Raw genomic sequence first — 26201 nt, forward strand, 5'->3', positions numbered from 1 at the left:
AACATACACTTTTATTTTCTTGTTTGTCTACAAGAAAACTATAACTCAGGGTATAAAACATACCTCTCACCATGCTGAACTCGCTTAAACGTAACCCCAAAAGTTTGATCTAATAATGGATTATTAATAAGCTGATCAGTACTACCATAAAAAACTACTTCTCCCTTATTTAGTAGAATGACTTTTTTAAAGTAGCGAAAAACTAAATCTAACTCATGCAAGCAAATAATGGCTAGTTGCTGTTTACCATACTCTACGAGCTGTTCAACTAATTGTAGACGATGTTTAATATCTAAGGCAGCACCAGGCTCATCAGCTACTAATAAAGGAGGATTACCCATTAAAGCCATTGCAGCTAATACCCTAGCTCGTTCCCCCCCTGACAAAATATCCCAATGACTATCCAATAAAGTTTCTAACTCAAACTGCTGACAAGTATTGGTAATTACTTGTTGTGAAACCACATTGCGGCTTGCCGCAAGGCTAATCAATTCCAAAACTGTCTGATTCCAACAGGGATTAAAGCTCTGCGGAATATAACCTAACAATTGTGCTCGCTGCTTATTAGTGTATTTAGTAAAAACTTTATTATTAAGTAATAGCCTAGCATTTACATTAATTTCTTGAATACCTGTCAAACACTTTATTAAAGTCGTTTTTCCTGAACCATTAGGACCAATTAAAGCGATAGCACCCTGCTCAGCTAATTGTAGTGACTCTATATTGAGGATGGTTTTATTACCATAGCTAATGGCTAAATTGGCGATATCAATCATCGTTTATTCCGCCTAGCTAATAGCACAATAAATAAAGGTGTGCCTGCAATAGCTGTAATTACCCCTAAAGGAATTTCTCCTGGTGATAGTAAACTACGCGCTAAGGCATCTGCTAAAGTTACTAAAATAGCGCCAATAATAGTTGCTTGTGGTAATAATCGTTTATGTTGGCTACCACTTAACCAACGCGCTATATGAGGTGCCGCTAAGCCAACAAAACCAATAATGCCACCTAAGGCTACAGCACAAGCAGTAATAGCAGAACCCACTAATAATGCTAAGAGAATAAAACGATTAACGGATAATCCCATTGTGGTAGCCATATTTTCACCCAACCCTAATAAATCTAGGCCATGGGCTAGGCGTAATGCAATAACTAAACCCATTATAAAAAGACCAGTGGCAATAATAAGCCCTGTCCAACTGGGAGTCTGAATACCCCCCATAAGCCAACTTAAAACTACTTGCAAACTAATAGTTTCATTAGAAAGCGACATCATTAAAAACGAACGTATCGCACTTAACATGGCACTAATGGCAACACCTGTTAATAATAAGGTAGTAACATCTAACGAACCCGTTAACCTTGCAATACTTAACACTAATAAAATAGTGGCAAAAGCGCCAACAAAAGAAAATAAGGGTAGGCTAATAGCCATGGGGATTGCTAATGGAACTAATAAAGCAATAGTAGCACCCACTGCGGCACCACCCGATGCACCTAATAACCAAGGTTCGGTTAGCGGATTACGAAATACTCCCTGAAAAATAGCGCCACTCAATCCCAACAAACCACCTACTAAGGCAGAGGTCAATACTCTAGGCAAACGCCACTGTGCTAGTAAACGAGCAGAAAGAGAATTATCACCCATTAATGCTTGCATAATTTCTATAGGATTAGCCCATGTATGACCTGCACAAATAGCTAGTGTTATAGTGAGTAACAAACAAATAAGCAATTTACCGTATAACTTCATTATTGCTTATCCCATTGTTGAAAAATTGTAGACAGTGATTCCACACCATCGATAACTCGTGGCCCAGAAATTAATAACTCCGCGCGTGAAACAGCTCTTACAAAACCTGTTTTAACTGCTTTCAACTCACCCCACCCCACTACACCTTTACTTAATTCTGCTAACTCTGTATCACTGCCAGCAAATAAAATAATATCAGGATCAGTTGCTAAAATAACTTCTGGCGATACTTGATTTAACTGGGGTAATACAGAACTATTTTCATCCAACACTAAACAACCACCTGCCTTAAGTACAATATCTGCAGTATAAGCATTTACTGAAGAAGCATAACGCCTTGCTACTAGCAATAAGCCATTACCTACTCTGCCTGTAATTAATATCACCTTAGGACAATGGGATAATTTTGACACAGCTTTTAATCTTTGCTGTATTGAAGCAACAAGCTGTTCACCTGTTTTGGGTACACCTGTAATTTTGGCAATTAATAAGATATTTTGCAGAATAGTATCAATCGAACCACCATTAACTACTAGACTAGTTACACCTAGTTTATCTAGTGCAGGAATAAGCTGATGGGTAGCTTGCCGAGCGGGAGTCATAATTACTAGATCAGGACTTTGTGCCACTATACTATCTAATGAAAACCCCAATCGCCCACCAATTTTTGGCACATCTTTAATACTATCAGGATAATAAGTATAACCATCAATTCCTATAATTAGTTTACTTAATCCTAAAGCTGCCACTATTTCTGTATTAGAAGAAAATACTGTAACAATACGTTGTGGAGCTTGTTGCATAACCACAGTTCGCCCCATAGCATCAACTACTTGTACTGGAAAATCTGCGGCATAGTTGGAATAACTACTTAACCACAGCACCCCAACTAGCAACAACTTAGACCATTTAAAAACGGTAGGTACTGCCCACATATACTGCTCTACCCATCATTGAAGTACCTAACCCACCATTAGAAGCAGCAGGATCTAGAATATAAGGCTTTTTATCAATAGCGATAAAAATAGGATGTTGGTTTTTATCAAATAGATTATTTACTTCAGCGAATACAGTTAAATTCTTATAAACCTCTACCTCACCTTTTATATTCCACACCATAAAAGGTGACTTACGGTGAATATAATTGCGATACGGTTCAGCACCAGCGATTAAACGCTCTTCAGTATCATACCACATAGGACCACGTAAAATTCCTGTTACTTGAATAAACCAAGGATAAGCTACTTCCCTTTGTCCAAATCTATTGGCTATCGATGCTTGATACTGATACATACGTTGTACTTTATCAGTATTGCGATCTTTCGCTCCTTTATCTTCCATATGGAAATTCCAAGCACCGTTTGCCTCGACATTCCATTGCCAATTATTCTGCCAACTTAGTAACTCATGCATCATAAAGCGGCTGTTTACTTCTATCCCTCTTACGACCACATCATCAGGATTATTGACATAATCTGATATATTACTGGTGTTACTACGTGGCTTGGTAATAATACGATCCTTAATTTTATTCTCAAAGTAAACCACATCTACCAACCAGCTATCACCTGAAAAAACAGCTCCTAATTCATACTGTTTGTTGGTTTCTGGCTTAAGTCCTGGTGTACCATAAATTTGTGAACCAGCTAAAGTGGTATAATCTGCACCCAACTCTGATGCTGTAGGTGCTCTAAATCCAGTCCCCATACTGGCTTTTAAATTTAGCCAATCGGTGGCTTGAAAGTTTAATCCTGTACTCCAAGTAGTTTTATAATAATGGGTAGAACCAGTTTGCTGATTTTGCAGATAAGGTGTTCTATCATAATAGGTTTTACCATCTGTATAACGAGCACCTGCTTTAAAAACTAACCGATCATCAAGAAATCGTTGAGCATCTTCAAAGTATAAAGCATACATTTTTTCTCTTTGATTATTGTCATAAGGCGATACTTGAGTCATTGGCGCACCATTTAAGCCAACTCTATAACGTGTAGAACGCAATTTATTCTTTTCTAGATCGGCACCTAATAACAAGGTATTGCTACTGGTTAAATCAACCTCTGGTTGAAACTTAAGTCCTACTGCACTTAATTTACGTTTATTATGGTCAAGGCTAGTACCTGCTGTACTTGGGGACGCCCATTTAAAATCATCAACATCTTCAAACCAATAATTATGTAGTTTCCAGCGGAGTCGATCACTATCAGTGCCATGTTTCCAAATAAGATCCGCTGATTTATTATAACGATCTTCTTTTGCATGATAGTTAGCGGCTGAACCACGAAAACCTACATCATAAACACCATCTTTACGTACGGATAAATCCACTAAATTAGTTTCATCAAGCTGCCAGCTAAAAGCACCTGTAAAACCATGTCGTTTCCAACTGGTATTATGCTGCTTACCACCACCTTGACCAGCATCATAATCATTTTGGGTAGCGCTATTGAAACCAAAATAGCCAGTAAACTGTCCATCTTCGCTTTGCCAACCATATTCGCCATGCCCATACGCTAGCCCAAAGGAGCCTCCTTTTAAAGTAACCTTGCCGCCTTTGGTGTTATGACCATTTTTCATAATGATATTGATAACCCCACCAATGGCTTGGCTACCATAGATAACTGAGGCGGGGCCACGAACAATTTCAATTCGATACACATCACTGGGTGATAACTTAGATAAGTTGGCTGTGCCTGCCCTACGACCATTGATTAGCACTAAAACTTGGCTTTTAAAATCTTTGCCCTGTCCATCAGTAGATGCACCACGAATATTGATTGATGTTTGCCCTGGCGTCCATTCACTAAAAAAGCCTACTGCATTCTCAGCCAATAAACTGGTCAAATCAGACGCACTAGAGCGTGCTATCTGTGCTTGATCGATAACTTGTACGGTTGAGGTAGCACTTTTTAAATCCTCGTAACGTGCCGAAGCAGTAACAATAACTGGATCTAAAATTAATAAATCATCCTCCCGTTTGGTCTCCTCTGCCATTAATGGTGTAGAACATATTCCCATTACCCCAATAATAACTACTCTTTTAAGTATCATATTCTTTACCTTTAGCTATAACAATAATGCAAAAGGTAGGTATTTTTATAAAATAAAAAGCCTGACTGTAAACAGGCAGGCTCTTAAGGCAATCAATAGCATTATAATCACCTATACAGCAAGTGATTATAATAAAAATTATTGCTTTCCTTCCCACCGAAGAAAAAATCAAGGTATTTAAACAGGTCTTCTGGCTTAGCCTCATCCTCACCTGACTCTTCCCAGATTAATATCCAGTGAGCTTACTCAGGTTCGTCAGCATTACAGCAGCGGGGGCTGCGGAGGAATTACACCTCACTTCCGAAGTTATTTATACTTAACCTATAAACACTTCATTATTTAAATACAGACTTTGAATAATAATACACATTATTATTTTCAATAGTGTTGTATAAAATCAATTTAAGTATTTTTAATAGGTTAGTATTATCAATAATATAGTTCAATTATTTATATAGTAATGATAAATTTATGATGGTAGATTTCTAAAGAACAAAGCAATGGAACGGCTGTATTCACCATTGCTTATCCTAATTAAAACTACTTAATTTTCTTTTGCCATCCGTATAATAATTCTAAGGCTTTGAAAGGTGTTAACTCATTTAGATTAATCATTGCCAACTCTTCTATGACTGGGTGAGTTGGCGTACTAAATAAGTCCGCCTGAATAGGTGTTGCAACAGTAGCTTCGATATTATTTACTAATGTTTGACTAGCAACAGTCGTATCTATAGCAGTAGCTTCCAACTTAGCTAAATGGTCTTTTGCCCTATTAATTACAGCTTGTGGTACACCTGCTAATTTGGCTACTGCCAAGCCATAACTTTGACTAGCTGGCCCTGCTATTACATGATGCAAAAACACAATAGTATCGTTATATTCTGCGGCTTTAAGATGAACATTTGCTACATTTGCTAGAGTTTCCGGTAAGGTAGTTAACTCAAAATAATGCGTTGCAAATAAGGTGAAAGCTTTTAGTTTAGCTAAATATTCAGCTGCCGCCCATGCTAATGAAAGCCCATCAAAAGTACTGGTGCCACGCCCTACCTCATCCATTAATACTAAACTTTGCTCAGTGGCATTGTGTAAAATATTAGCTGTTTCTGTCATCTCCACCATAAAGGTAGAACGACCGCCCGCCAAATCATCACTTGAGCCAATACGAGTAAAAATCCTATCTACTAAGGAAAGTTTACAAGTTTGTGCAGGCACATAACTACCAATATGAGCTAATAATACAATTAACGCTGTTTGTCGCATATAGGTAGATTTACCACCCATATTAGGCCCTGTAATAACCAGCATTCGGGTTTGATCATTTAATGTAAGATCATTAGCTACAAAGGGAGTATCAAGCACTTGCTCTACAACTAAGTGGCGACCCTGTTCAATAGCGATACCTGTTTCTTCTACAAATTCAGGGCAATTTAAATTTAGGTTTAATGCCCGCTCTGCTAAATTACAGAGTACATCTAATTTTGCTACCGCCTCTGCTGTTTTCTGTAATGGCTGTAATTGTAGAATAAGCTTTTCTATTAACTCATCATAAAGTGCTTTTTCTCTGGCTAAAGCACGGCTCTTAGCAGATAGTGCTTTATCCTCAAACTCTTTTAACTCAGGAGTAATATAACGCTCGGCACCTTTTAAAGTTTGCCGACGAATATAGTCAACGGGAATTTCAGCATTACCAGCTTGAACTTTAGAAATTTCAATATAATATCCATGAACACGGTTATACCCTACTTTTAAGGTGGCTATACCTGTTCTTTCTTTTTCCCGAACTTCTAAATCCATTAAGTATTGACCTGCATTTTCACTGATATTGCGCAGATCATCTAGCTCTTGATCATATCCTTCTGCTAATACGCCTCCCTCACGAATTACCACGGGTGGATTTTCAATAATAGCTTTTTGTAAGGTAGCTGATAACTCAGGGTACTCTGTAATATATTGAGTGAGCTTTTGTAATTTGCTATTTTCTAAACAGGTTACTTTTGCTTGTACCGCAGGCAAAATGATCAGTGAATCACGTAGTTTAGCTAAATCCCTTGGTCTCGCATTACGTAGACCTATTCTAGCTAATATCCGCTCCATATCCCCTATTTCTTTTAATAGTGGCTGGATAGGTTCAAAACAATAGTTATCTAATAAGCAAGCAATAGCCGCTTGTCTTGATTGAATAACGTTAATTTGGCGTAACGGCTTATTTAACCATCGAGCCAGTAAACGACTTCCCATGGTTGTTTGGCAACGATCTAGTACTGCTAACAGGGTATTATCTAAACCACCATTGAGATTAGTATCTATTTCTAAATTGCGTCTACTTGCACTATCTAAAATTACGCTGTCTTCTATACGCTCATGGTGAAGCCCCTGAATATGGGGTAACGCTGTACGTTGCGTTTCTTTCGCATAGATAAGTAAACAACCTGCCGCACCAATAGCTAACTTTAAATGTTGACAACCAAACCCTGCTAGATCTTGTGTGCCAAATTGCTCACAGAGTCCTTTAAAAGCAGTATCTCTATCAAAATCCCAAATCGGCCGACGATGTGCTCCCTTACGTTTTTCAATCGGTAAGCCCATAGGCCAATCGTCTGGATACAACAGTTCAGCAGGATTTAATCTTTCTAACTCTCCTAATAAACTGTCCCATCCTTGTAACTCTTGAACAGAAAAACGACCACTAGCAATATCTAATACAGCTATACCAAAGCATTTTTCATCACCCAGTACAGCAATTAATAAATTATCTCTTCTATCTTCTAATAACGCTTCATCTGTTACTGTACCAGGGGTAATAATACGAACTACTTTACGCTCTACAGGCCCTTTACTGGTAGCAGGATCTCCCACCTGTTCACAGATAACGACAGATTCCCCAAGCCTTACCAATTTAGCTAAATAACCTTCTACCGAATGAAAAGGTACACCAGCCATAGGAATGGGATTACCTGCTGAATTACCACGAGCCGTTAAGGTAATATCTAGTAGCTTAGAAGCTCTTTTGGCATCTTCAAAAAATAGCTCATAGAAATCTCCCATTCGATAAAACAATAATTGACTTGGATAGTCCTGTTTTATCCCTAAGTATTGTTGCATCATAGGAGTATGTGAAGAGAAATCGATTTTATCCATTAATAGAAAACCATTTTTATTCGCTAGTTATGATTTGAACTGTTTAGTATAGACTAATACCATAGATAACAATTAAGAAATTATAAATGATTTTAAAAACAAAGATCTTTTTATTTTTACACTTATAAATAAGAAACTCATAATCCATAAAACAATTTATGGACTATGAGAACTCATGTTAAATTAACTTATTCAAACATAGCATAATCATATTGACTTGCTATCAATTTTGCTCCACAACCTGTTTTCATCCCCTCAACAGCTACAGGAACACCTTTATGATCTAGGCAACCTGATCCCTCTACTATGCGGTAAACACCATCACATTTAGGACAGTCTACTAAATCACCAACACAAGCTACAGGCTGTCCTTTATATTCACATCCTGATAAACCTGTAATAACTTTACCACCATGATCTGTACGATCTCCCAATAAAATAACAGGTTTTATACATTTCTTACCAGCTGCGGCACCAACCAAAACTGCAGCACCAGCTACCAATGGCGGAAGAGCAACAGCACCTATTACTGCACCAGCTGCAGCGGTAGTAACGGCAGCTTTTGCAACAACTGCAGTAGCGGCAGCGGCAGCGATTTTAGCTAAAATCGCTGCTATTATTAAAGCTGTTATAGCGACACAAACAACAATAGCGGCTAATAAAATAACCAACGGAGCAGCCAAAATTGCCAAAGCTGCTAATAAAACTAAAATAATCAAAGCTGCCGCAGCAATTAAAATAATGGCTACAATAGCAGAAATTAGAGCATAAGCTGCTAGTAAAATTAGGGTCGCAACAAGCAACAAAGCCACTAATAAAATCAAAGCCAGAATCACAATACCTGGTGGTACAGTCACTGCAATTAATACCAGTAAAGCTAATAAAGCGGCCGCAGCCAATAAAACTAACGCAAGGGGTATGCTCAATCCTGGTAACAGTAAAGATATTGCTATAGCTAACGCTATTAATAAAGCGATGGCTGCAATCACAACAATTGCAGGTGGGGCAATAACAATGCCATAAGCTCCAATTACAATAATAGTAGCTAAAACTAATACACCTATTACTGTAGATACCGCCGCTATTAATATTGCAGGTGGTACTGCTAATATAGCTAATAAAATTAATGTATCAATTGCAACAATTCCAATTAAAATAGCTATAACTATTGCAGGTGGCGTAACAACAATGGCCAAGGTAATTAAAACTATACTTGCTAGTATAGTCGCTAATGCTTTTAAACTTAGCATACAGACACTCCAAGATTTCTATAAGTATTAATAACTATTTCATATATTTATTAACCAACTATAAAGATAAATACCGATACAAACCTGTATAGCCTATAGTTAGTTAATAAGTACTTATTCACTATCAATTAGAATTAACATGCTTTTGCCAGCATGTACTTACATTCCGTTTATAGTGTTTAATAGTTTGTTTTTTCTTTTTATGTCTGAATCTTAAAGCTTTGAGTTTTTCCTCAAAATAAATATAGTTTTCACTTTTTATGGTTTTAAGATTTTTTGAAGTTACATGCTCAGCACTGACTGTTAAAGTTGTATTAATTAAATCTAAACCACTATGATTAATAACTAAATGATGGTTTTTAACATTAACACATAAAGCATCTCCCACGCCTATTGGATTAACTTCATTAATAGGATTATGTGGATATTGATACAGGTTACTAATATTTGACCAATTTGTTGGATTCTGTGAATTATACCTTCCTAACTCAGGCAAATAATATCTATGATAATTGTAATAGAATCCTGATTCTTCATCCTCTAGCTGACCTTGAAAACGTATTGGTTGTTCAACTTTACTATCTAGATCAGTAATAGCTTTCCAATCATTTGGTTTAGCAGACCAAAGAACTTCACCAAACTCATTAGTCAGCCTAAGTGGTGTACCTAAATGATCTGTATGATAGAAAGCTATTCTCAAATCTTCATGGGTAAACTGTAACTCTTTAGGCAACTCAATATTTGCTTGCTCTATTTGACGGCGACTACGACGTAATTCTATAGGCACACTTATAGCCTTGTGTTCTATACGTAACATGGGAATAAACGTATTAGGTTGATACACAATTGTTCTTTCTTTATTATCTTTAGCTTCTGTACATAAATTATCACCATGCCAGCCATAACGTACTACATTTGTTACATTATTAGCTTTTACTACTTTCCGTATACGACGTGAAAATGGATCATAATAATAATCAGCATATAATTCCATATGACCATTATTAAGCTTTATAAACCGTGCTACTCTATTTAAAGCATCATATTGCAGTTGTATTTGACTTCCATCTTTACGGGTAATATGAGTCAAGTTACCTAGCTCATCATATTGATAGCGGTTATCGTTAAATTCTGTTATTTGGCTATTAAACCATTTTGCTTTAGTAGCTAGTTTATTTTTCTGAATATTAGGATGGTAATTTATATTTATAAGGTCATCAAAATCTCGATTACCTATATTTAAATCATATAATGTCGAGGATTGATGTACTCTTTTTTCTACTAATTCTTCTTGCTGATTTGGTATACACCAATTACCAGCTGGATCAAAGTGATATTGATATTTTTCAAGGTCATGCTTACTTTCTATCAGACGTCCAGAGTTATCATAAGAATAAAGTACATCAGGTAATAAATTGTCTTTAATTTGTTTGATATAACCTAGTTGATTATATTGATATTGTCTTTGCCAATCATGATTATTACCACTCATTGCCCATTTTGCTAACTGCCCTAATTCATTATAGGTAGTTTGTACTTTAAATAAGGGACTATTAGTTCCACTAAACGATACATTTCGGCTGACTTCACGATAGAGATTATCTCTTTCAAATAACATTTCTATCTGAGCAACTTGCAACCTTTGTAAATGGCCATTACCACAATAGTTCCAATCTATAGAGGGTGCATTATTATAGATGGTTGTTTGAGGATTATTTAATACATCATAACTTTGATCTACCTGATAATACCAGCTATCCTCAAGATGTGTTTGGTCTTCTTGAATAAGCCTACCAGCTTTGTCATAAGTAAAATTCAGCTTAACGAAAGGATTAATAGCTTGGGCTAATAATCCATCTTTACGCCATACAAAAATTTCGTTAATTTCCCCACAAGATTCTGTAGCAGATAATTTTCTTTCTACCAAACGCCCCATAACATCATAGCTATAATTAACTACTCTACCTGATGAATCTTTGGACTCTATCAGCTCATCCGCATCATTGTATTGATAATATTTTGCACTACCATCAAAATTATTAGTTTGAACAATACGTCCTAATTCATCATACTCAAAACTAGCTTTTGCATTATTCTGATTAATGACACTAACTAATTGACCTTTTTCATTATAAGTATAGTTAATTTCAAGCTTTGCTGGATCAATAACTTTTACCACATTGCCAAAATGATCATAAACAAACTGAGTTACTGATTGATCTACACTTATAATAGCATCACATTTACCCAAGTTATTATATTGATAATTAATTTCTGTTGTATCTGGTAACTGTACTTTAATTAAATGACCACTTGTATCATATTCAAATTTTGTGGTTTCCTGTTTAGCATTTGTTTCGCTGATTAAACGGCCTATAGAATCATATTGCTTTTTAGTTACCTTTCCTGCTGAATCAGTAAAACTAGCCAATTGCCCTAATTGATTCCATTCCAATTTAGAAATACCGCCACTAGCATCAATAATCTCACTTGGTAAATGTGGAATATCAGGATTATTGTATTGATAGCTTATAATAGCTCCTGTAGCTTCCGTATAGGTGACTAGATTACCCTTATTATCATAAGCCATCTCTATTGTTTGACCTTCAGGTGCTCTCACTTTACTTGGTTTACCTGTTACCACATCAAATTGGTAATGCCATTCCCCCCCATCAGGTTGAATAACTTGTGTAACATGACCATAATCATCTACTCGATTAACTTGTTTCCTACCTAATGAGTCTGTGGTTGCTACTAATCTTCCATAATTATCATATTCATATTCTATACAAGTACCATCAAAACGCTCATGTTTTGTCCAGCGTATTGCACCTTCTTTACCTGAAAAATGATAACGTTCAACTCTGTTAAAATTATCCCTCACTTCAGTATGATCATCACAATAACGGTAATAACGTGTTAAACCTTTATTTTCAGTTTGTTCAATGACTTTACCAAGAGCAGTATATTCATCCCACACATAACGGACCGTTTGGCCATTTGGTTTACTATGAGAAACCATAATATGATTTTCCCAAGTAAACATTCGAACTATATTATCTTTGGAATCTTTAATTAATTTTAAATCTCCATTCTCATAAAACTCATACTTTACTAACCACTCTACTTGTGGTGACTCAAGGCTAAGATTATTTATTTGTGTACCTTGTAAATCTAGACTATCTATTAATCCCACTGCGTCTAAACGATAGCCTGAATCCCCTTGATGTAATGTAGGATATTTTGTATTTAAAAACACATATAGTCGGTCTGCACTATCCTTAACCGTATTAATTAATCCTTGATTTGACCAATAAAACTCTGTTGTATGGCCATTACGATCAAAAATAGTTTGTAAGCGCCATTTATTGATAACTTTCTGAAATAAAAATACTTCAGTATCATAAAATATAAAGTAGGAATTAGCATCTTGTTGTAATTCAGATGGAATCACCTCCCAAGAATCATCCCAAGCTATGGCTAACTCAGAATAACCGCCCCGACGAATCCAAAACTGCTCACTACCAGAAAAGATTGCTTGGCCTGGCATTAAGCCACTAAATTGAATACGACGCCCGACCGAATCAATAACAATTGTTTGCTCTTCATTAATCTCTAACTCTATTCCTTCCGCCGGAATTGACCAACCTTGCCCTAAACTACCAACTCTTATATCTCTTGAGTTGTAACTACGGCTAAATACAAAAGGCATTGGTGCGGCTAATTTAAAATCTATTTCTTCTGGTAATACTTTACAACCTAAAATAGGATTAACAGGTGAACCAATTAATAAACTATGTGGGTGCATACTATTACTAACACCCTCGCCTTCATTTAAGATTGGCTGAGTAACAGGTATTTTAGGAAGAGGTATATCTGTATTAGGTGAATATTTTTGTCCTTGTCTGATTAAAGGGTTAGGAAATTTACCAGTCCAAGGAGTACCCACACCAGGAACCCCTACACCGAAATGGATTAATGGACTACTACTTACACCACTGGCGTCAATCTTAATAAAATGACCTGCAGCTTGCAGAGTCAATTCACTACCAGCATCGATCACTACCTTATTTCCAGCTTGAAGATGAATCTCATTATTAGCCAATAGCAAATAACTGTTATCAGCTTTCATATGCATATTACTACTGGTTGAAACAGATAAATCATTTAAAACTTGAACTCGACGTTCATTAGTAACTCGTAAATGATCTGAGCCTTGGATAAATTGAATACGATCATTACCAACATTATTAGTTTGATTATGCAAGACCTCTAAATTCATATCACGTTGTGCATGAATATAAATCTCTTCTTGAAATTTTTTATCCTCAATACGTAGCTCATTAGAACCTAAACCACCTTTAGAGCTATTGGTTTTAAACACTGATTTTGTTTTATTAGCAGGCAGATCATAAGGTAATTTATTAGTACCATTGTGAATACAACCAGTAATTAATGGTTGATCCGGATCCCCCTCAAGAAAGGTAATAACCACCTCCATACCAATACGAGGGATTGTAACAGCACCATAACCATTATGTGCCCAACTACTTGCCACACGAACCCAACAACTAGAGTTCTCGTTATAATCACCCTCCCTATCCCAATGAAATTGTACTTTTACTCGGCCATATTCATCACAATAAATTTCCTCCCCTTCTGGCCCAACTACTTTTGCCGTTTGACCTCCTAATACTTTTGGTTTTTGATGGTCTAATGCGGGTCGCCATACTACATCCCGAGGAGTAGCAGTAAAAATATTACGATAACCTTGCTCAAAATCATCAATAAATATAAATTCAAAATCATCATCTACAATATTTTTAAGCTTTGCTGTTTGCCCACTACCATATGCCTCAAGCACCTGTGGCTGCTTCCCTTGGTGACGAATATTATTGACTAGCCAAGGATCTGTTGCATCTAAACTCGGATGATCATCAATAGAAAAGAAATAACCAGAATGCAAATCAGGAACATCACTATATCCTTCAGCTAATACTTGATCCTTTCGTAATCTTTCAACAGCAATATTCGCTAAATACTTTGCCCTATTACCATTATCAAATCGACCAGGATAATCATAAAACTCAATATCAGGCTCTACAGCACCATTTGCTTTAATACTTTGCTTGCCTTCAACCTGTCCTTCAGGAATTTTAGTATTTTTAAAATTATAATCACGCCAGGTTGCACGTTTAGTTTTGCTTGTTAAATTTACATCAAATGCTTTAATTACAGGCTTATCTGCTACAAATCCATTATGAGCTACATAACGAATAGCTTCTTCAAGACTTGGAAAAATGGGCTGACTATCACCAAAAACCATTTTATGATCTGATAATGAATGTTCAAAATGATAATGAATACCTTCCTCTTCACAAAGGCGCTGGATAAAACAAGCATCTGTTTCATCATATTGTACACAGTATTCTCGTTCCGGATATTTAACTGGCCCCAAACGAAATTCGTGCTGCGTCCCTTCTAGAATGCCATATTCAGACAGTATTTGGGAAATAATTTGTGGTACGGTTTTGTGTTGAAATATTCGTTGATTATAACGTTTTTCAAGATGTTTGAACCTAGGCGTCAAAATAATACGATACTCTGCATACTCTCCACCTACAGGCCCTCTCCTAACTGATTCGATAACTCCATGAATGCCTTTCTTCTTATCTGGTGTAAAAGCAAGAAATGCTTGTCTATTTAACAATGTCGTAATATCAAATCTAACATTTTTATTAATTAAATTAATTTCAAAATGATAGGGTTTATTGATTGCTTCCTTGCCATCAAAGCTAAGTACTTGTAAGCCTGTATTCTCCATTCCCCCAATATCCAGAACAAAATGAACCTCACTAGCATTATGGAACATGCTATTCCCCTCCCTTTTAATAAAAAACAACAATAATTTATAAGTATACTTTTATGTAATTTAAAAAAAGTATTACACCAAAATTTAATAAAATAAATAAACCTAAAGTATAATTGTTAAATTTAGTTTTATAAGAAGATTAATAAATCTCAATTAATATTTTAAAAAAGAAACTTCTCTATAACAGTACTTTCAGCATAGAATACAGTTCCACTAAATAATATAAATAGGCTTTTAATTAAATTATCAAATTAAAAGAATTTTATTTCTAACGAGTTAAATTATGACATTACCAATCCTTCGCCTTAATGCTAATGCTGACCGTCGTATCCGTGCAGGACATTTATGGGTATATAGCAATGAAATAAATAATCAAGTTTCTCCCTTACAGGGATTTATTAGTGGTGATCAAGCTATTTTGGAAAATTCAACAGGTAAGCCATTAGGTGTTGTAGTGTTAAGCCCTAACAACCTTATTTGTGCAAGAATTATTTCTAGAAACACAGAGCATACATTAGGAAAGTCATTATTAGTACATCGTATTCAAGTAGCCCTATCATTAAGGGAACGCATTTTTAACAAGCCTTATTATCGCTTGGTATATGGTGACTCAGATTTATTACCAGGTCTTATTGTTGATCGTTTTGGTGATATTCTGGTAGCACAACTAAACTCAGCTGCTATGGAACAACATAAAGACGAAGTGCAAGCTGCACTCATTCAAGTATTAAAACCTAAAGGTATTGTATGGAAAAATGATAGCTCATCTCGTAATGCTGAATCATTACCTAGTTATGTTGAAGTTGCTTACGGTGATGTACCTGAATGGGCCTCTCTAGAAGAAAATGGTGTCATTTTCGAAGCCCCCATTCTTGAAGGTCAAAAAACAGGTTGGTTCTATGATCATCGCTTTAATCGCGCCCATCTTATGCCTTATGTGAAAGGTAAACGTGTCTTGGATTTATTTAGTTATATTGGCGGCTGGGGTATTCAAGCTGCTGTTAATGGTGCAACAGATGTTACCTGTATAGATTCATCTGCTTTTGCTTTAGATGGTGTGGAGCGCAATGCTACCTTAAACAAAGTAGCAGAAAAAATCACTTGTATTGAAGGTGATGTATTTGAAGCAATGAAAGAGTTAAAAGCCAATAATGAGAAGTTTGATGTTATTGTTGCTGATCCCCCTGCTTTTATTAAACGTAAAAAAGATTTTAAAAATGGACAAGCAGCCTATCATCGTCTAAATGAACTTGCAGTTAGGCTATTAGAAAAAGATGGTCTGTTAGTTAGCGCCTCTTGCTCTATGCATTTAGCTGAAGAAACATTAGTAGATATTGTGCAAGGTGCTGCACGCCATAATGATCGTTTTATGCAAATTATCGAACGTGGTTCACAAGGCCCAGATCACCCTGTGCATCCAGCTATTATGGAAACACGCTATATTAAATCATTACTATGTCGCGTATTACCCAACTAATTTTTTTTGGGTATCCATTAACCTACCCTGAACTAACAGTAAGGAAAATTTATATTTTCCTTACTGTCTACTAACCATCAGCTAATTTTAATAGCTTAATTGCTTTGCTGTTAAACCTTGAAACTTAAATGGTTCACTTGCTTTATATTGGCTATTAACATTGCCTGAAAAGATATTACGCTGTCCTTGCCCTAACTTTAGCGTTTTTACTGTTCCTGTTTCTTTTGAAAAATCAATTTGATTTAGATTAGTCCAAAAAACATTCGGAGTTAAAGCTGATTCAAAAAAGTATAAACGACGCTTATGGTCATACAAGGTACGCCATCTTGTTGATGAAATCTCTGGTGATGCCTCTGTTGTCAAACCATAAGGAACTGAAATATTACGAATAACACTAAAGACACTGGCTACTGCTGTATTATCATCTATTTGCTTAGGGAGACTATTAATATAAAAAGAAGCCCGAGCAAATCTGTCAGCCGCACGATTAGTTCCTGGTAAAAATGCTAGTCCACCAATATCTTGCCAATATTTTTCCATCTCTAACTGTTTATCATATGTTGGAGAGTTAGTCATTACTTGATATTGACGATTATGATGGATCACTTGATCCCCATTAATATACTCAATAATTGCACTATCACCTGTATTATCTGATAACGATAAATGTAACGTTGCCAAACGACTTTGACCTGGAACATTATCAGTCATGACAGTTAATGGATGCTGTTGTAAATAAGTAACTGCCTCAGCTACTGTTGCAAAGTTATCGAGCATAAATTGTGCCCATATAGAAATTGATAAGGCATGTCCTGATGCAGGTTTTGTCGAATACTCTGATTCTGCTAGCCATAATAAATTAGCGACTAGCCCTTTTTCATTAACACCATCTGTTGTTGCCACATCATAACTTGAAGCAATAACGCTACCATATTTTGATTGCCAACTGATTGATTGCTCACCTACCAAACCATTACGTTCTATTCCCCTTGGAAAAATCCACAAGTTAGTATCAATTTCATCTTTCCAATCCATAGAACGTGCGGTAATTATTTGTTGATTCTCACCTAAAAAAACTATACGAGTACAAGCATCACTGGTTGCTATAAAGCAAACCAAAGTAGCTAAAAAGCTACTATATAACTTAAGGTGACGTAATTTAAAAAGCTTCATCAGATTTCTCCATCATAACCAGTTAGTAACTACTTAATATTCATGATCAAATAGTATGGTTTTTAAATCATACGAAGCTAATTATTAGTTTTTTTTCTTAAGAAGAAAATTATCTTATAGGAGGGGGGGGTAAGTTAAAATTTATCACTTTTTTCTATTCTTTCTTATAAGGATTTTCTTATACTATTTAGTAATAATCTAGTTAATATCGACTTGTTTGTTGCATATATGGAACAATGATATCCATATAAAGGGCTTATTGTTATTTAAAAAACACTTAAAATAGATACCATGTTTTTCCAAAAATATACTTAAGCAAATAAATAAGGATTTAATATGACTACAGTAGCAATTGTTTATTTTAGTGGTTATGGCCACACTAAAAAACTAGCTGAAGCAGTACAACAAGGTGCAGCAGACAATGGTGCAAATGTTAAGCTCTATGCTATTTCTCAAGAAGGTGATTTACCAGAAAGTGATTTTGAAGAAATTGGTAAAGCTGATGCTATTATTTATGGTAGCCCCACTTACATGGCTGGCCCTGCTTGGCAATTTAAGAAATTTGCTGATGCTACTTCTAAAATTTGGTTTATGAGACAATGGCAAAATAAAGTAGCAGCAGGCTTTACTAACTCAGCTTCTGCTAATGGTGATAAAGGCCAAACTTTAAATTATCTATTTACCTTAGCACAACAACACGGTCAAATTTGGGTAGGTTTAGGTTTACTACCTTCTAACACCAAAGCACATAGTTCTGCTGATATTAACTGGTCTGGTGGTTCAATTGGTGTAATGGCTATCTCTCCTTCTGATGCATCACCAGAAGAAGCACCACACAAAGGTGATTTAGAAGCTGCTAAAGCATTAGGTAAACGTGTTACTGAAATTGCTACCAAATTGAAATAGTCTCAAATTATAGGAGAGTTAAAAACTCTCCTATAAAACGTGCTTATTTTTCTGCTAGTTTCTTTAACTCTTCTGCACGCAACTCCTTACGCAACACCTTACCCACATTAGTCATTGGAATAGAATCCCTAAACTCAATATATTTAGGGCGCTTATAGCCAGTAAGGTTATTTTTCATATATTTCATTACTTCATCACGAGTTAACACAGTGTCTGGCTTAACCACAATGAATAATTTAACAGCTTCACCTGACTTTTCATCAGGAATACCAATAGCTGCTGTGTGTAACACACCTTCTATCTGTACAGCCACATCTTCCACTTCATTGGGATAAACATTAAAACCTGATACCACAATCATATCTTTCTTACGATCAACAATACTTAAATAACCATCTTCACGGGCAATCGCTATATCACCTGTATGTAGCCATCCATCACTATCAATCACTTCTGCGGTTTCTTCTGGCTTATTCCAATAGCCTTTCATTACTTGTGGACCTTTTATACAAAGCTCACCACGCTCGCCAATAGGTACTTCATTGCCCTCATTATCAACAATTTTACATTGGGTTGAAGGTAAAGGCAGGCCAATACAACCTGTTTTAACCCAATTAGGCAAAGGTGGATTGGCAGTAATAACAGGACTTGCCTCTGTCATACCATATCCTTCACAAATTTGACAGCCCGTTAATTGTTGCCAACGTTCATTAGTGGCTGGCTGTAATGCCATACCACCTGATAAGGAAAGTTTTAAGTTAGAAAAATCCAGCTTTTTAAATTCCTCATTATTACAAAGTGAAGCAAACAATGTATTTAAACCAATAAATACAGTAAATGGATACTTAGCAACATCTTTAATTAATCCTTTAAGATTTCGAGGGTCGGTAATCAAAATATTATGGCCACCTAATACCATCACTACCATGCAATGAATAGTAAACGAATAAATATGATATAAAGGTAATGGTGAGATAACAATTTCTGTTCCCTCAGAAAGCCCTACCCCCATAAAATATTTGGACTGCATCATATTGGCCACAAGGTTACGATGAGTTAATGATGCGCCTTTAGCAATCCCTGTAGTACCACCCGTATATTGTAAAATAGTGACATCTTCCGGACTTGGAGTAATCTCTTTAAACGGTTTATTCGCTCCTATAGCTAATGCTTCTCTAAAAGATACTTTATTAGTAATTTGATAAGGTTTAACGAGTTTTTTAACATTTTTTACTATAAAGTTGGTAATGAATCGTTTTATAGGGGGTAAAAAATCACCTATCTCACTAACAATGACATGTTTAATTTTTGTATGAGGTAAAACCTCTTGTACCATATGTGCAGTCGTGGATAAACAAATAACCACTTTTACCTCAGCATCATTAAATTGATGTTCCATTTCCCTAAGGGTATACATAGGATTGGTGTTTACAACAATAAAACCCGCACGAATAATACCAAATATAATAATAGGATATTGCAACGTATTAGGTAGTTGTACAGCTATACGATCACCAGGATTAAGTTCTGGAATACTTTGCAAATAAGCTGCGAATTGTGCTGATAATTGGTTTACTTCACGATAAGTTAAAGTTTTCCCCATATTGGTAAAAGCAGGTTTATCTGCAAACTTGTCACACGACTCGTGAAAAACATCTAGCACGCTACTGTAGGCATTAACATCTATCTCAGCTGGAATAACTTCTGGATACTTATCCTGCCAAAACCCCTTATACATAGCATCTTCCTTCTATTCAATTAACCATTATTTTAAAACTATTGTTTTACTTTTATTAAATTTACCACAGCTAATATAAGAATATGCTATTGATGTGTAAAATTTATTAAAAACATACAAGAATGTATAGCATAAGGGGGATGATATACAATAGTCTAATGATAATTTTTTAACTCTTGTTCTCTTAACTGTCTACGTAATACTTTACCCACATTAGTAACGGGTAATTGCTCTCTAAATTCTAAATATTTTGGGCATTTATAACTTGCCAAATTATCATGCAAATAGGCCATAATATCTGACTCTGTTAATTTAATGCCCTCTTTTAACACCGTAAATAACTTAATCGCTTCACCTGATTTTTGATCTGGCACACCAATAGCAGCCGTCATAGCTATACCTGGTAATTCTGCCAAAATATTTTCTAGCTCATTAGGATAAACATTAAAACCAGATACTAAAATAATGTCTTTTTTACGATCAATAATACGCATATATCCATCTGGCTGAATCACTGCTATATCACCTGTTTTAAGCCAACCATCGGCGGTTAAAACCTTGGCTGTTTCTTCAGGCTGCCTCCAATAACCTTGCATCACTTGTGGGCCTTTTATACAAAGCTCTCCACATTCACCTAAAGGTAGTTCATTATCATTGTCATCAACCACTTTACAAAGCGTAGAAGCAACAGGCATGCCTATTGAGCCTAATTGGATATTTTCTACATAGTTAAAACTTACCACAGGGCTTGCTTCAGTCAAGCCATAGCCTTCACAAATATCAGTATCGGTAATTCTTTTCCATGCAGTATTGGTAGCAGGTTGTAGAGCCATACCTCCAGAAATGGTTAATTTTAAATGAGAAAAATCCAATTCTCTAAATTGGTTATCATTGCATAAAGCGGCAAATAATGTGTTCACTCCAATAAAAACAGTAAATGAAAACTTAGCTATTTCTTCTATTAATTTTGCTGTATCCCTTGGATTAGTTATCAGGATATTATTGACACCTAACATCAATAAAGCCATGCAATTAATAGTAAAGGCATAAACATGATACATAGGTAATGGTGCAATAACGATTTCTTTACCTATCTCTAATGTCCTTTCTAGTAAAGCCTTACATTGCAAGGTATTAGCCACTAAATTACGCTGTGTTAAAATAGCACCTTTAACAACCCCTGTAGTCCCTCCAGTATATTGCAATACAGCAATATCATCAGGCTGTAAATTAACCTGCTTTAAAGGTAATGACTGGCCAAGTATAAAGGCTTGTGTTAAATGAATACTATTAGGTAATGTGTAATTGATGATTTGCTGAAACGAAGATAAATATAAATCATCTAGCTCCGTTATAATAATGTGCTGAATGGACGTTTTGGCAATTATAGATTCTAATTTAGGTAATATAGCTGATAAGCAAATAATACCCTTTACACCTGCATCATTAAACTGGTGTAGCATCTCACGAGCAGTATATAAAGGGTTAATATTAACCACCACAAAACCTGCACGAATAATAGCAAACACAACCACAGGATATTGCAGTACATTAGGCATTTGAATAGCAATTCTATCACCTTTCTGTAAACCTGATAATTGCTGTAAATAGGCTGCAAGTTGCACGGATAAAGTATCTAATTGCCTATAACTAATGGTATAACTACCATTAGTAAAAGCAGCTTGTTGCGCAAATTTTTGGCAGGATGCACTGAATACATCCAAAATATTTTTGTAACACGTTGGATCTATTGTATAAGCAACATCTGCTGGGTATTTATTCTTCCAGAAGCTAGTATCCATAATACCACCCCCATTATATGAAAAATAAATTTCTAGCCAGTCTCTATATTTTTACCTAACAACTTATTTTATTCCTATAGGTAAAAAGTCTAACTGTGTGAAACTAAAATTATAATTATTAGTCAATTACCCTGTTCTCAATATCATAATAATACAAATCTGTTGGAGAGTAATTGCTATGACTCAATGGACCTCAAAACAAAAAAACGCTGTATTTGCAGCAGTAACCAGTTGGACACTAGACGCATTCGATTTTTTTATCTTAGTTTTTGTCCTTAAAGATATTGCAGCAAGTTTTAATGTGACAGTTCAAGAAGTCTCTTTGGCTGTCTTTCTAACTTTAGCTGTTCGACCGATAGGTGCATTAATATTTGGTCGTATGGCCGAAAAAGTAGGTAGAAAACCTGTTTTAATCACCAATATTATTATATTCTCTATTCTAGAAGCAGCCTCAGCATTTGCTCCAACACTCTTTATCTTTATTGCCATTCGTTGTATTTATGGTATTGCTATGGGAGGGATTTGGGGTGTAGCCTCTTCTCTAGCCTTAGAAACTGCTCCCAAACAAGCAAGGGGCTTTGTATCTGGTCTATTTCAAGCTGGTTACCCTGCTGGGTATTTAATTGCAGCCATTGTTTATGGCTCACTATTTAGTTTAATTGGTTGGGAAAAACTATTTATTATTGGTTCAATACCTATCTTATTAGCTGTATTTATTTGGTTTAAAGTGGAAGAGTCACCTGTCTGGTTAGCTTCTAAAAATGAGCATAAAACTAATGTTGCACTGCTGCCTATTGTTAAAAAACACTGGAAACTATGTTTATATGCTATTTTATTAATGACCTGTTTTAACTTTTTTAGCCATGGTACGCAAGATGTTTATCCTACTTTCCTTGAAAAACAACATGGTTTTGAACCACATATGGTCAGTATTATAGCTATCTGCTACAACATCGCTTCCATTCTAGGCGGCATATTATTCGGTAGTCTATCTGCGAAAATTGGTCGTCGTAAGGCAATTATTATCGCAGCACTCCTTTCATTACCTGCTATTCCTTTATGGGCATTTGCTACCAACTCTATTATGCTAGGTATTGGCGCATTTTTTATGCAATTTATGGTACAAGGTGCTTGGGGTGTAGTTCCTGTGTATTTAAATGAGCTAATGCCAGAAAATACTCGAGCAGTATTGCCTGGTTTTGTTTATCAACTGGGTAATCTATTGGCTTCCATTAATTTAACATTACAAGTCTATATAGCCAACCAAACTGGTGGTAATTATGGTATAGCTTTAGCGGTTGTAGCAGGTTCAGCAGCAATAGTTATTACTTTATTTATGTTTTTTAGTTCAGAGCGGCTTATAAAACAATAAATAGTAGTAAATTTATTAGGTAATGACGAAACTAATAGACAAATCCTGATAATATGTTATTAAATAGCACAAACCCTTTGGAGAATCTAGATTATGTTGCAAAAAGTTTTACTTGGATTATGCTTAATTCCTGTATTAGCTCATGCAGAAATAGCCTGCTTAGAAGGACCTTCTGGTGGCAAATGTCAAAATGTAGATATTCATGGTGAAATTTTTAAAACATCAACGCCCTCTAGCTCGGCCACCCCAAACCCTGCTAAACCAGCAGTAGCAACTAATAGTGCAGCTAATAATAAAAGAGTAAATTTTGTTATTAAGCCAAATCAACAAAAGGCAACAGCTAATAAAGTTAATCAAAAACAAGTAGCTAATAATGACTCTCGTCAAATGAGTATTGCTGAACAACGTGTTCGCCAAAGAGCACAATTGATGGAAGAGCGATTTATGCGTAGACAGGGTATGAATAACCTATCCGCTTTAAATAACAATGATTCTTTAACTAAGCGTAAGCAAGCTTCTGCTGAATTACGTCAAAAAGTAGAAGCACAGTAATAAACTGTGCTTTTATTTAAGCTGGATCTTTGTAGTTAATTGAATTACTACCCACAGCAGTAACCGGTCTACTAGTTGCTCGCTCAATACCCTCAGCAGCGACTTTAACCATCCATTCAATTTGCTCTGTAGTAATAATATAAGGTGGCATAAAGTAAACCACATTACCGATAGGTCTTAATAATAACCCTTGACTTAAAGCATACTGGAACACTTGCAACCCTCTTCTCTCTTGCCATGGATAGGGAGCTTTAGTTTGTTTATCTGCCACCATTTCCACAGCTAACACCATTCCTGTTTGACGTACTTCGCCCACATGAGGATGGTCAGCTAAATGAGCAGCAGCTTTAGCTAAACAAGTAGTTAAATGACGATTATTTTCTATCACCTTATCTTCTTTAAAAATATCTAAGGTAGCTAACGCGGCCGCACTAGCTAACGGATTACCTGTATAGCTATGGGAATGTAAAAAAGCGCGTAAGGTTTTATACTCATCATAAAAGGCTTGGTAAGTTTGATTACTGGTCATACATACCGACATGGGTAAGTAGCCACCTGTTAGAGCTTTTGATAAACATAAAAAATCAGGCGCAATACCTGCTTGCTCACAGGCAAACATTGTACCTGTACGACCAAATCCTACTGCAATTTCATCAAAAATAAGATGGACATTGTAACGATCACAAGCCTCTCTTAATTTTTGTAAATAAATAGGATGATACATGCGCATGCCGCCAGCACATTGTATTAATGGTTCAACAATAACGGCAGCTACTTGCTGATGGTTATCTGCTATAGTTTGTTCCATTTCCTTGAACATCATTAAAGAATGTTGTTCTGCTGTAACGCCCTCTGCCCTTAGATAACAATCAGGTGAAGGTACTTTAATAGCATCAAATAATAAAGCCTTATAAGTGTCTGTAAACAAGGCTACATCACCCACAGACATAGCAGCGACTGTTTCACCATGATAGCTATTGGTTAAGGTAATAAATTTCTTTTTAGCTGGTTGGCCTTGATTTAACCAATAATGAAAACTCATTTTTAAAGCGATTTCGATACAAGATGAGCCATTATCAGCAAAAAAACAACGATCTAATCCTTTTGGCGTTAACTCAACTAAACGTTCTGATAACTCAATAATAGGCTGGTGAGTAAAACCTGCCATTATTACATGTTCTAATTGATCAACTTGTTGCTTAATTCGTTCATTGATACGAGGATTAGCATGACCAAACACATTGACCCACCATGAGCTGACACCATCTAAATAACGATTACCATCAAAATCCTCTAACCAAATACCCTCACCCTTTTTAACAGGCACTAATGGTAATTGCTCATGATCTTTCATTTGTGTGCATGGATGCCATAACACTGCTAAATCTCGTTGCATCCATTGATCATTTAAACTCACATCGATCTCCTATAATAAAGGGGTAATATCTATATGGCTGATAATCTGTTCAGCCTTTATATTTTCTATATAAGGTACAACACCTAAACAAGGTAAAGCTAAATGCGTATGTAATGTTAGTAAGTTTTCATCTAAACGTGACATATTAGGATCAACAATATTGGCTACCCAAGCAATCACTTGCAAGCCATCTTGTTCAATAGCTTGTTTAGTTAATAACGCATGACTAACACAACCTAAACGAACTCCAACAACTAAAATAACAGGAGCTTTTAAATTTTTAGCTAAATCTGATAAGTACTCACTATCATTTAAAGGTACTCGCCAACCACCAGCGCCCTCTATAACATTAAAATCAGCCCCTTTATCTAAAACCACCTGTATGGCTGGCAATAATTTAACTGCCGACAAATTAACCCTAGCTTCTTGCGCAGCAATATGGGGAGCTATTGCTGGCTCAAAAGCGATGGGATTAATTTCTGCATACGCTAAAGGTAATGAACAATGCTCCCATAATGCTAAAGCGTCTTCATTGCGTAAACCTTCTACTGTTTTCTCACAGCCTGATGCCACTGGCTTTACTGCTGCGGTTGATAATCCTTTGGCTTTGGCAGCAGCTAACAAACCACATGCTATTGTTGTTTTACCTATTTCTGTATCTGTACCTGTAATAAAAAAGGGTTTTTGTGATGACACGTTT

The 26201-nt window shown here is 35.9% G+C and carries 16 protein-coding genes and 1 riboswitch; of the genes, 4 read left to right on the forward strand and 12 right to left on the reverse strand.

The features are described 5' to 3' along the window. Window positions 1–38: 38 nt before the first annotated feature. The 7 genes from ACQVD9_RS09800 to tssI form a co-directional block, all read right to left on the reverse strand. The gene (locus tag ACQVD9_RS09800) at window positions 39–776 is read right to left on the reverse strand and encodes an ABC transporter ATP-binding protein (RefSeq protein WP_264745856.1); all 738 of its coding nucleotides are present in this window, start codon (window positions 774–776) and stop codon (window positions 39–41) included. Next, window positions 773–1753 (reverse strand): FecCD family ABC transporter permease, encoded by a 981-nt coding sequence (locus ACQVD9_RS09805; protein ID WP_264745857.1) that lies wholly within the window; start codon window positions 1751–1753, stop codon window positions 773–775. The genes ACQVD9_RS09800 and ACQVD9_RS09805 overlap by 4 nt, the downstream gene beginning before the upstream one ends. Further along, complete coding sequence (locus ACQVD9_RS09810; protein ID WP_264745858.1) at window positions 1753–2688, reverse strand: ABC transporter substrate-binding protein; 936 nt, start codon at window positions 2686–2688, stop codon at window positions 1753–1755. The genes ACQVD9_RS09805 and ACQVD9_RS09810 overlap by 1 nt, the downstream gene beginning before the upstream one ends. Further along, window positions 2663–4804 carry a TonB-dependent receptor gene (locus ACQVD9_RS09815; RefSeq protein WP_264745859.1) on the reverse strand — a complete coding sequence of 714 codons (2142 nt, stop codon included), beginning with the start codon at window positions 4802–4804 and terminating at the stop codon, window positions 2663–2665. Before ACQVD9_RS09815 ends, ACQVD9_RS09810 begins: the two co-directional genes overlap by 26 nt. A 163-nt stretch (window positions 4805–4967) precedes the next feature. After that, window positions 4968–5154: riboswitch (cobalamin riboswitch) on the reverse strand. 190 nt (window positions 5155–5344) lie between these two features. Next, complete coding sequence (mutS, locus tag ACQVD9_RS09820; protein ID WP_413774193.1) at window positions 5345–7909, reverse strand: DNA mismatch repair protein MutS; 2565 nt, start codon at window positions 7907–7909, stop codon at window positions 5345–5347. Between the two features lie 221 nt (window positions 7910–8130). Next, complete coding sequence (locus ACQVD9_RS09825) at window positions 8131–9192, reverse strand: PAAR domain-containing protein (RefSeq protein ID WP_413774150.1); 1062 nt, start codon at window positions 9190–9192, stop codon at window positions 8131–8133. Window positions 9193–9316: 124 nt separating this feature from the next. Further along, window positions 9317–15064 (reverse strand): type VI secretion system tip protein TssI/VgrG, encoded by a 5748-nt coding sequence (gene tssI / locus ACQVD9_RS09830; protein ID WP_264745861.1) that lies wholly within the window; start codon window positions 15062–15064, stop codon window positions 9317–9319. A 283-nt stretch (window positions 15065–15347) separates the two neighbouring features. Between tssI and ACQVD9_RS09835 the strand changes: the two genes are divergently transcribed. Continuing rightward, on the forward strand, window positions 15348–16541 hold the full coding sequence (locus ACQVD9_RS09835) for a class I SAM-dependent rRNA methyltransferase (RefSeq protein ID WP_264745862.1): 1194 nt from the start codon (window positions 15348–15350) through the stop codon (window positions 16539–16541). An 87-nt stretch (window positions 16542–16628) separates the two neighbouring features. On the opposite strand, the gene ACQVD9_RS09840 is transcribed toward ACQVD9_RS09835, so the two are convergent. After that, entirely contained in the window at window positions 16629–17714 is a 1086-nt protein-coding gene (locus tag ACQVD9_RS09840) for a linear amide C-N hydrolase (protein WP_264745863.1), read from the reverse strand. Window positions 17715–18050: 336 nt separating this feature from the next. Between ACQVD9_RS09840 and ACQVD9_RS09845 the strand changes: the two genes are divergently transcribed. Continuing rightward, a complete protein-coding gene (locus ACQVD9_RS09845; RefSeq protein ID WP_264745864.1) occupies window positions 18051–18620 on the forward strand; it encodes a flavodoxin family protein in 570 nt (189 codons plus the stop codon). A 43-nt stretch (window positions 18621–18663) separates the two neighbouring features. Here ACQVD9_RS09845 and ACQVD9_RS09850 read toward each other — a convergent pair whose 3' ends face one another. Both ACQVD9_RS09850 and ACQVD9_RS09855 read right to left on the reverse strand, forming a co-directional pair. Continuing rightward, a complete protein-coding gene (locus ACQVD9_RS09850; protein WP_264745865.1) occupies window positions 18664–20358 on the reverse strand; it encodes an AMP-binding protein in 1695 nt (564 codons plus the stop codon). A gap of 155 nt (window positions 20359–20513) precedes the next feature. Then, window positions 20514–22160 (reverse strand): AMP-binding protein, encoded by a 1647-nt coding sequence (locus tag ACQVD9_RS09855; RefSeq protein WP_264745866.1) that lies wholly within the window; start codon window positions 22158–22160, stop codon window positions 20514–20516. 178 nt (window positions 22161–22338) lie between these two features. On the opposite strand from ACQVD9_RS09855, the gene ACQVD9_RS09860 reads away from it, so the two are divergent. Next, window positions 22339–23532: an MFS transporter gene (locus ACQVD9_RS09860; protein ID WP_264745867.1), complete on the forward strand. Its 1194-nt coding sequence runs from the start codon at window positions 22339–22341 to the stop codon at window positions 23530–23532. 93 nt (window positions 23533–23625) lie between these two features. Next, the gene (locus tag ACQVD9_RS09865; protein WP_264745868.1) at window positions 23626–24084 is read left to right on the forward strand and encodes a hypothetical protein; all 459 of its coding nucleotides are present in this window, start codon (window positions 23626–23628) and stop codon (window positions 24082–24084) included. A gap of 16 nt (window positions 24085–24100) precedes the next feature. On the opposite strand, the gene ACQVD9_RS09870 is transcribed toward ACQVD9_RS09865, so the two are convergent. Next, window positions 24101–25501, reverse strand: coding sequence for an adenosylmethionine--8-amino-7-oxononanoate transaminase (locus ACQVD9_RS09870; RefSeq protein WP_264745869.1), 1401 nt, complete (start codon window positions 25499–25501; stop codon window positions 24101–24103). Window positions 25502–25510: 9 nt separating this feature from the next. After that, window positions 25511–26197, reverse strand: a complete 687-nt coding sequence (bioD, locus tag ACQVD9_RS09875) for a dethiobiotin synthase (protein ID WP_264745870.1) — start codon at window positions 26195–26197, stop codon at window positions 25511–25513. Window positions 26198–26201 lie beyond the last annotated feature (4 nt).

The organism is Entomomonas sp. E7T21 (assembly GCF_058693955.1).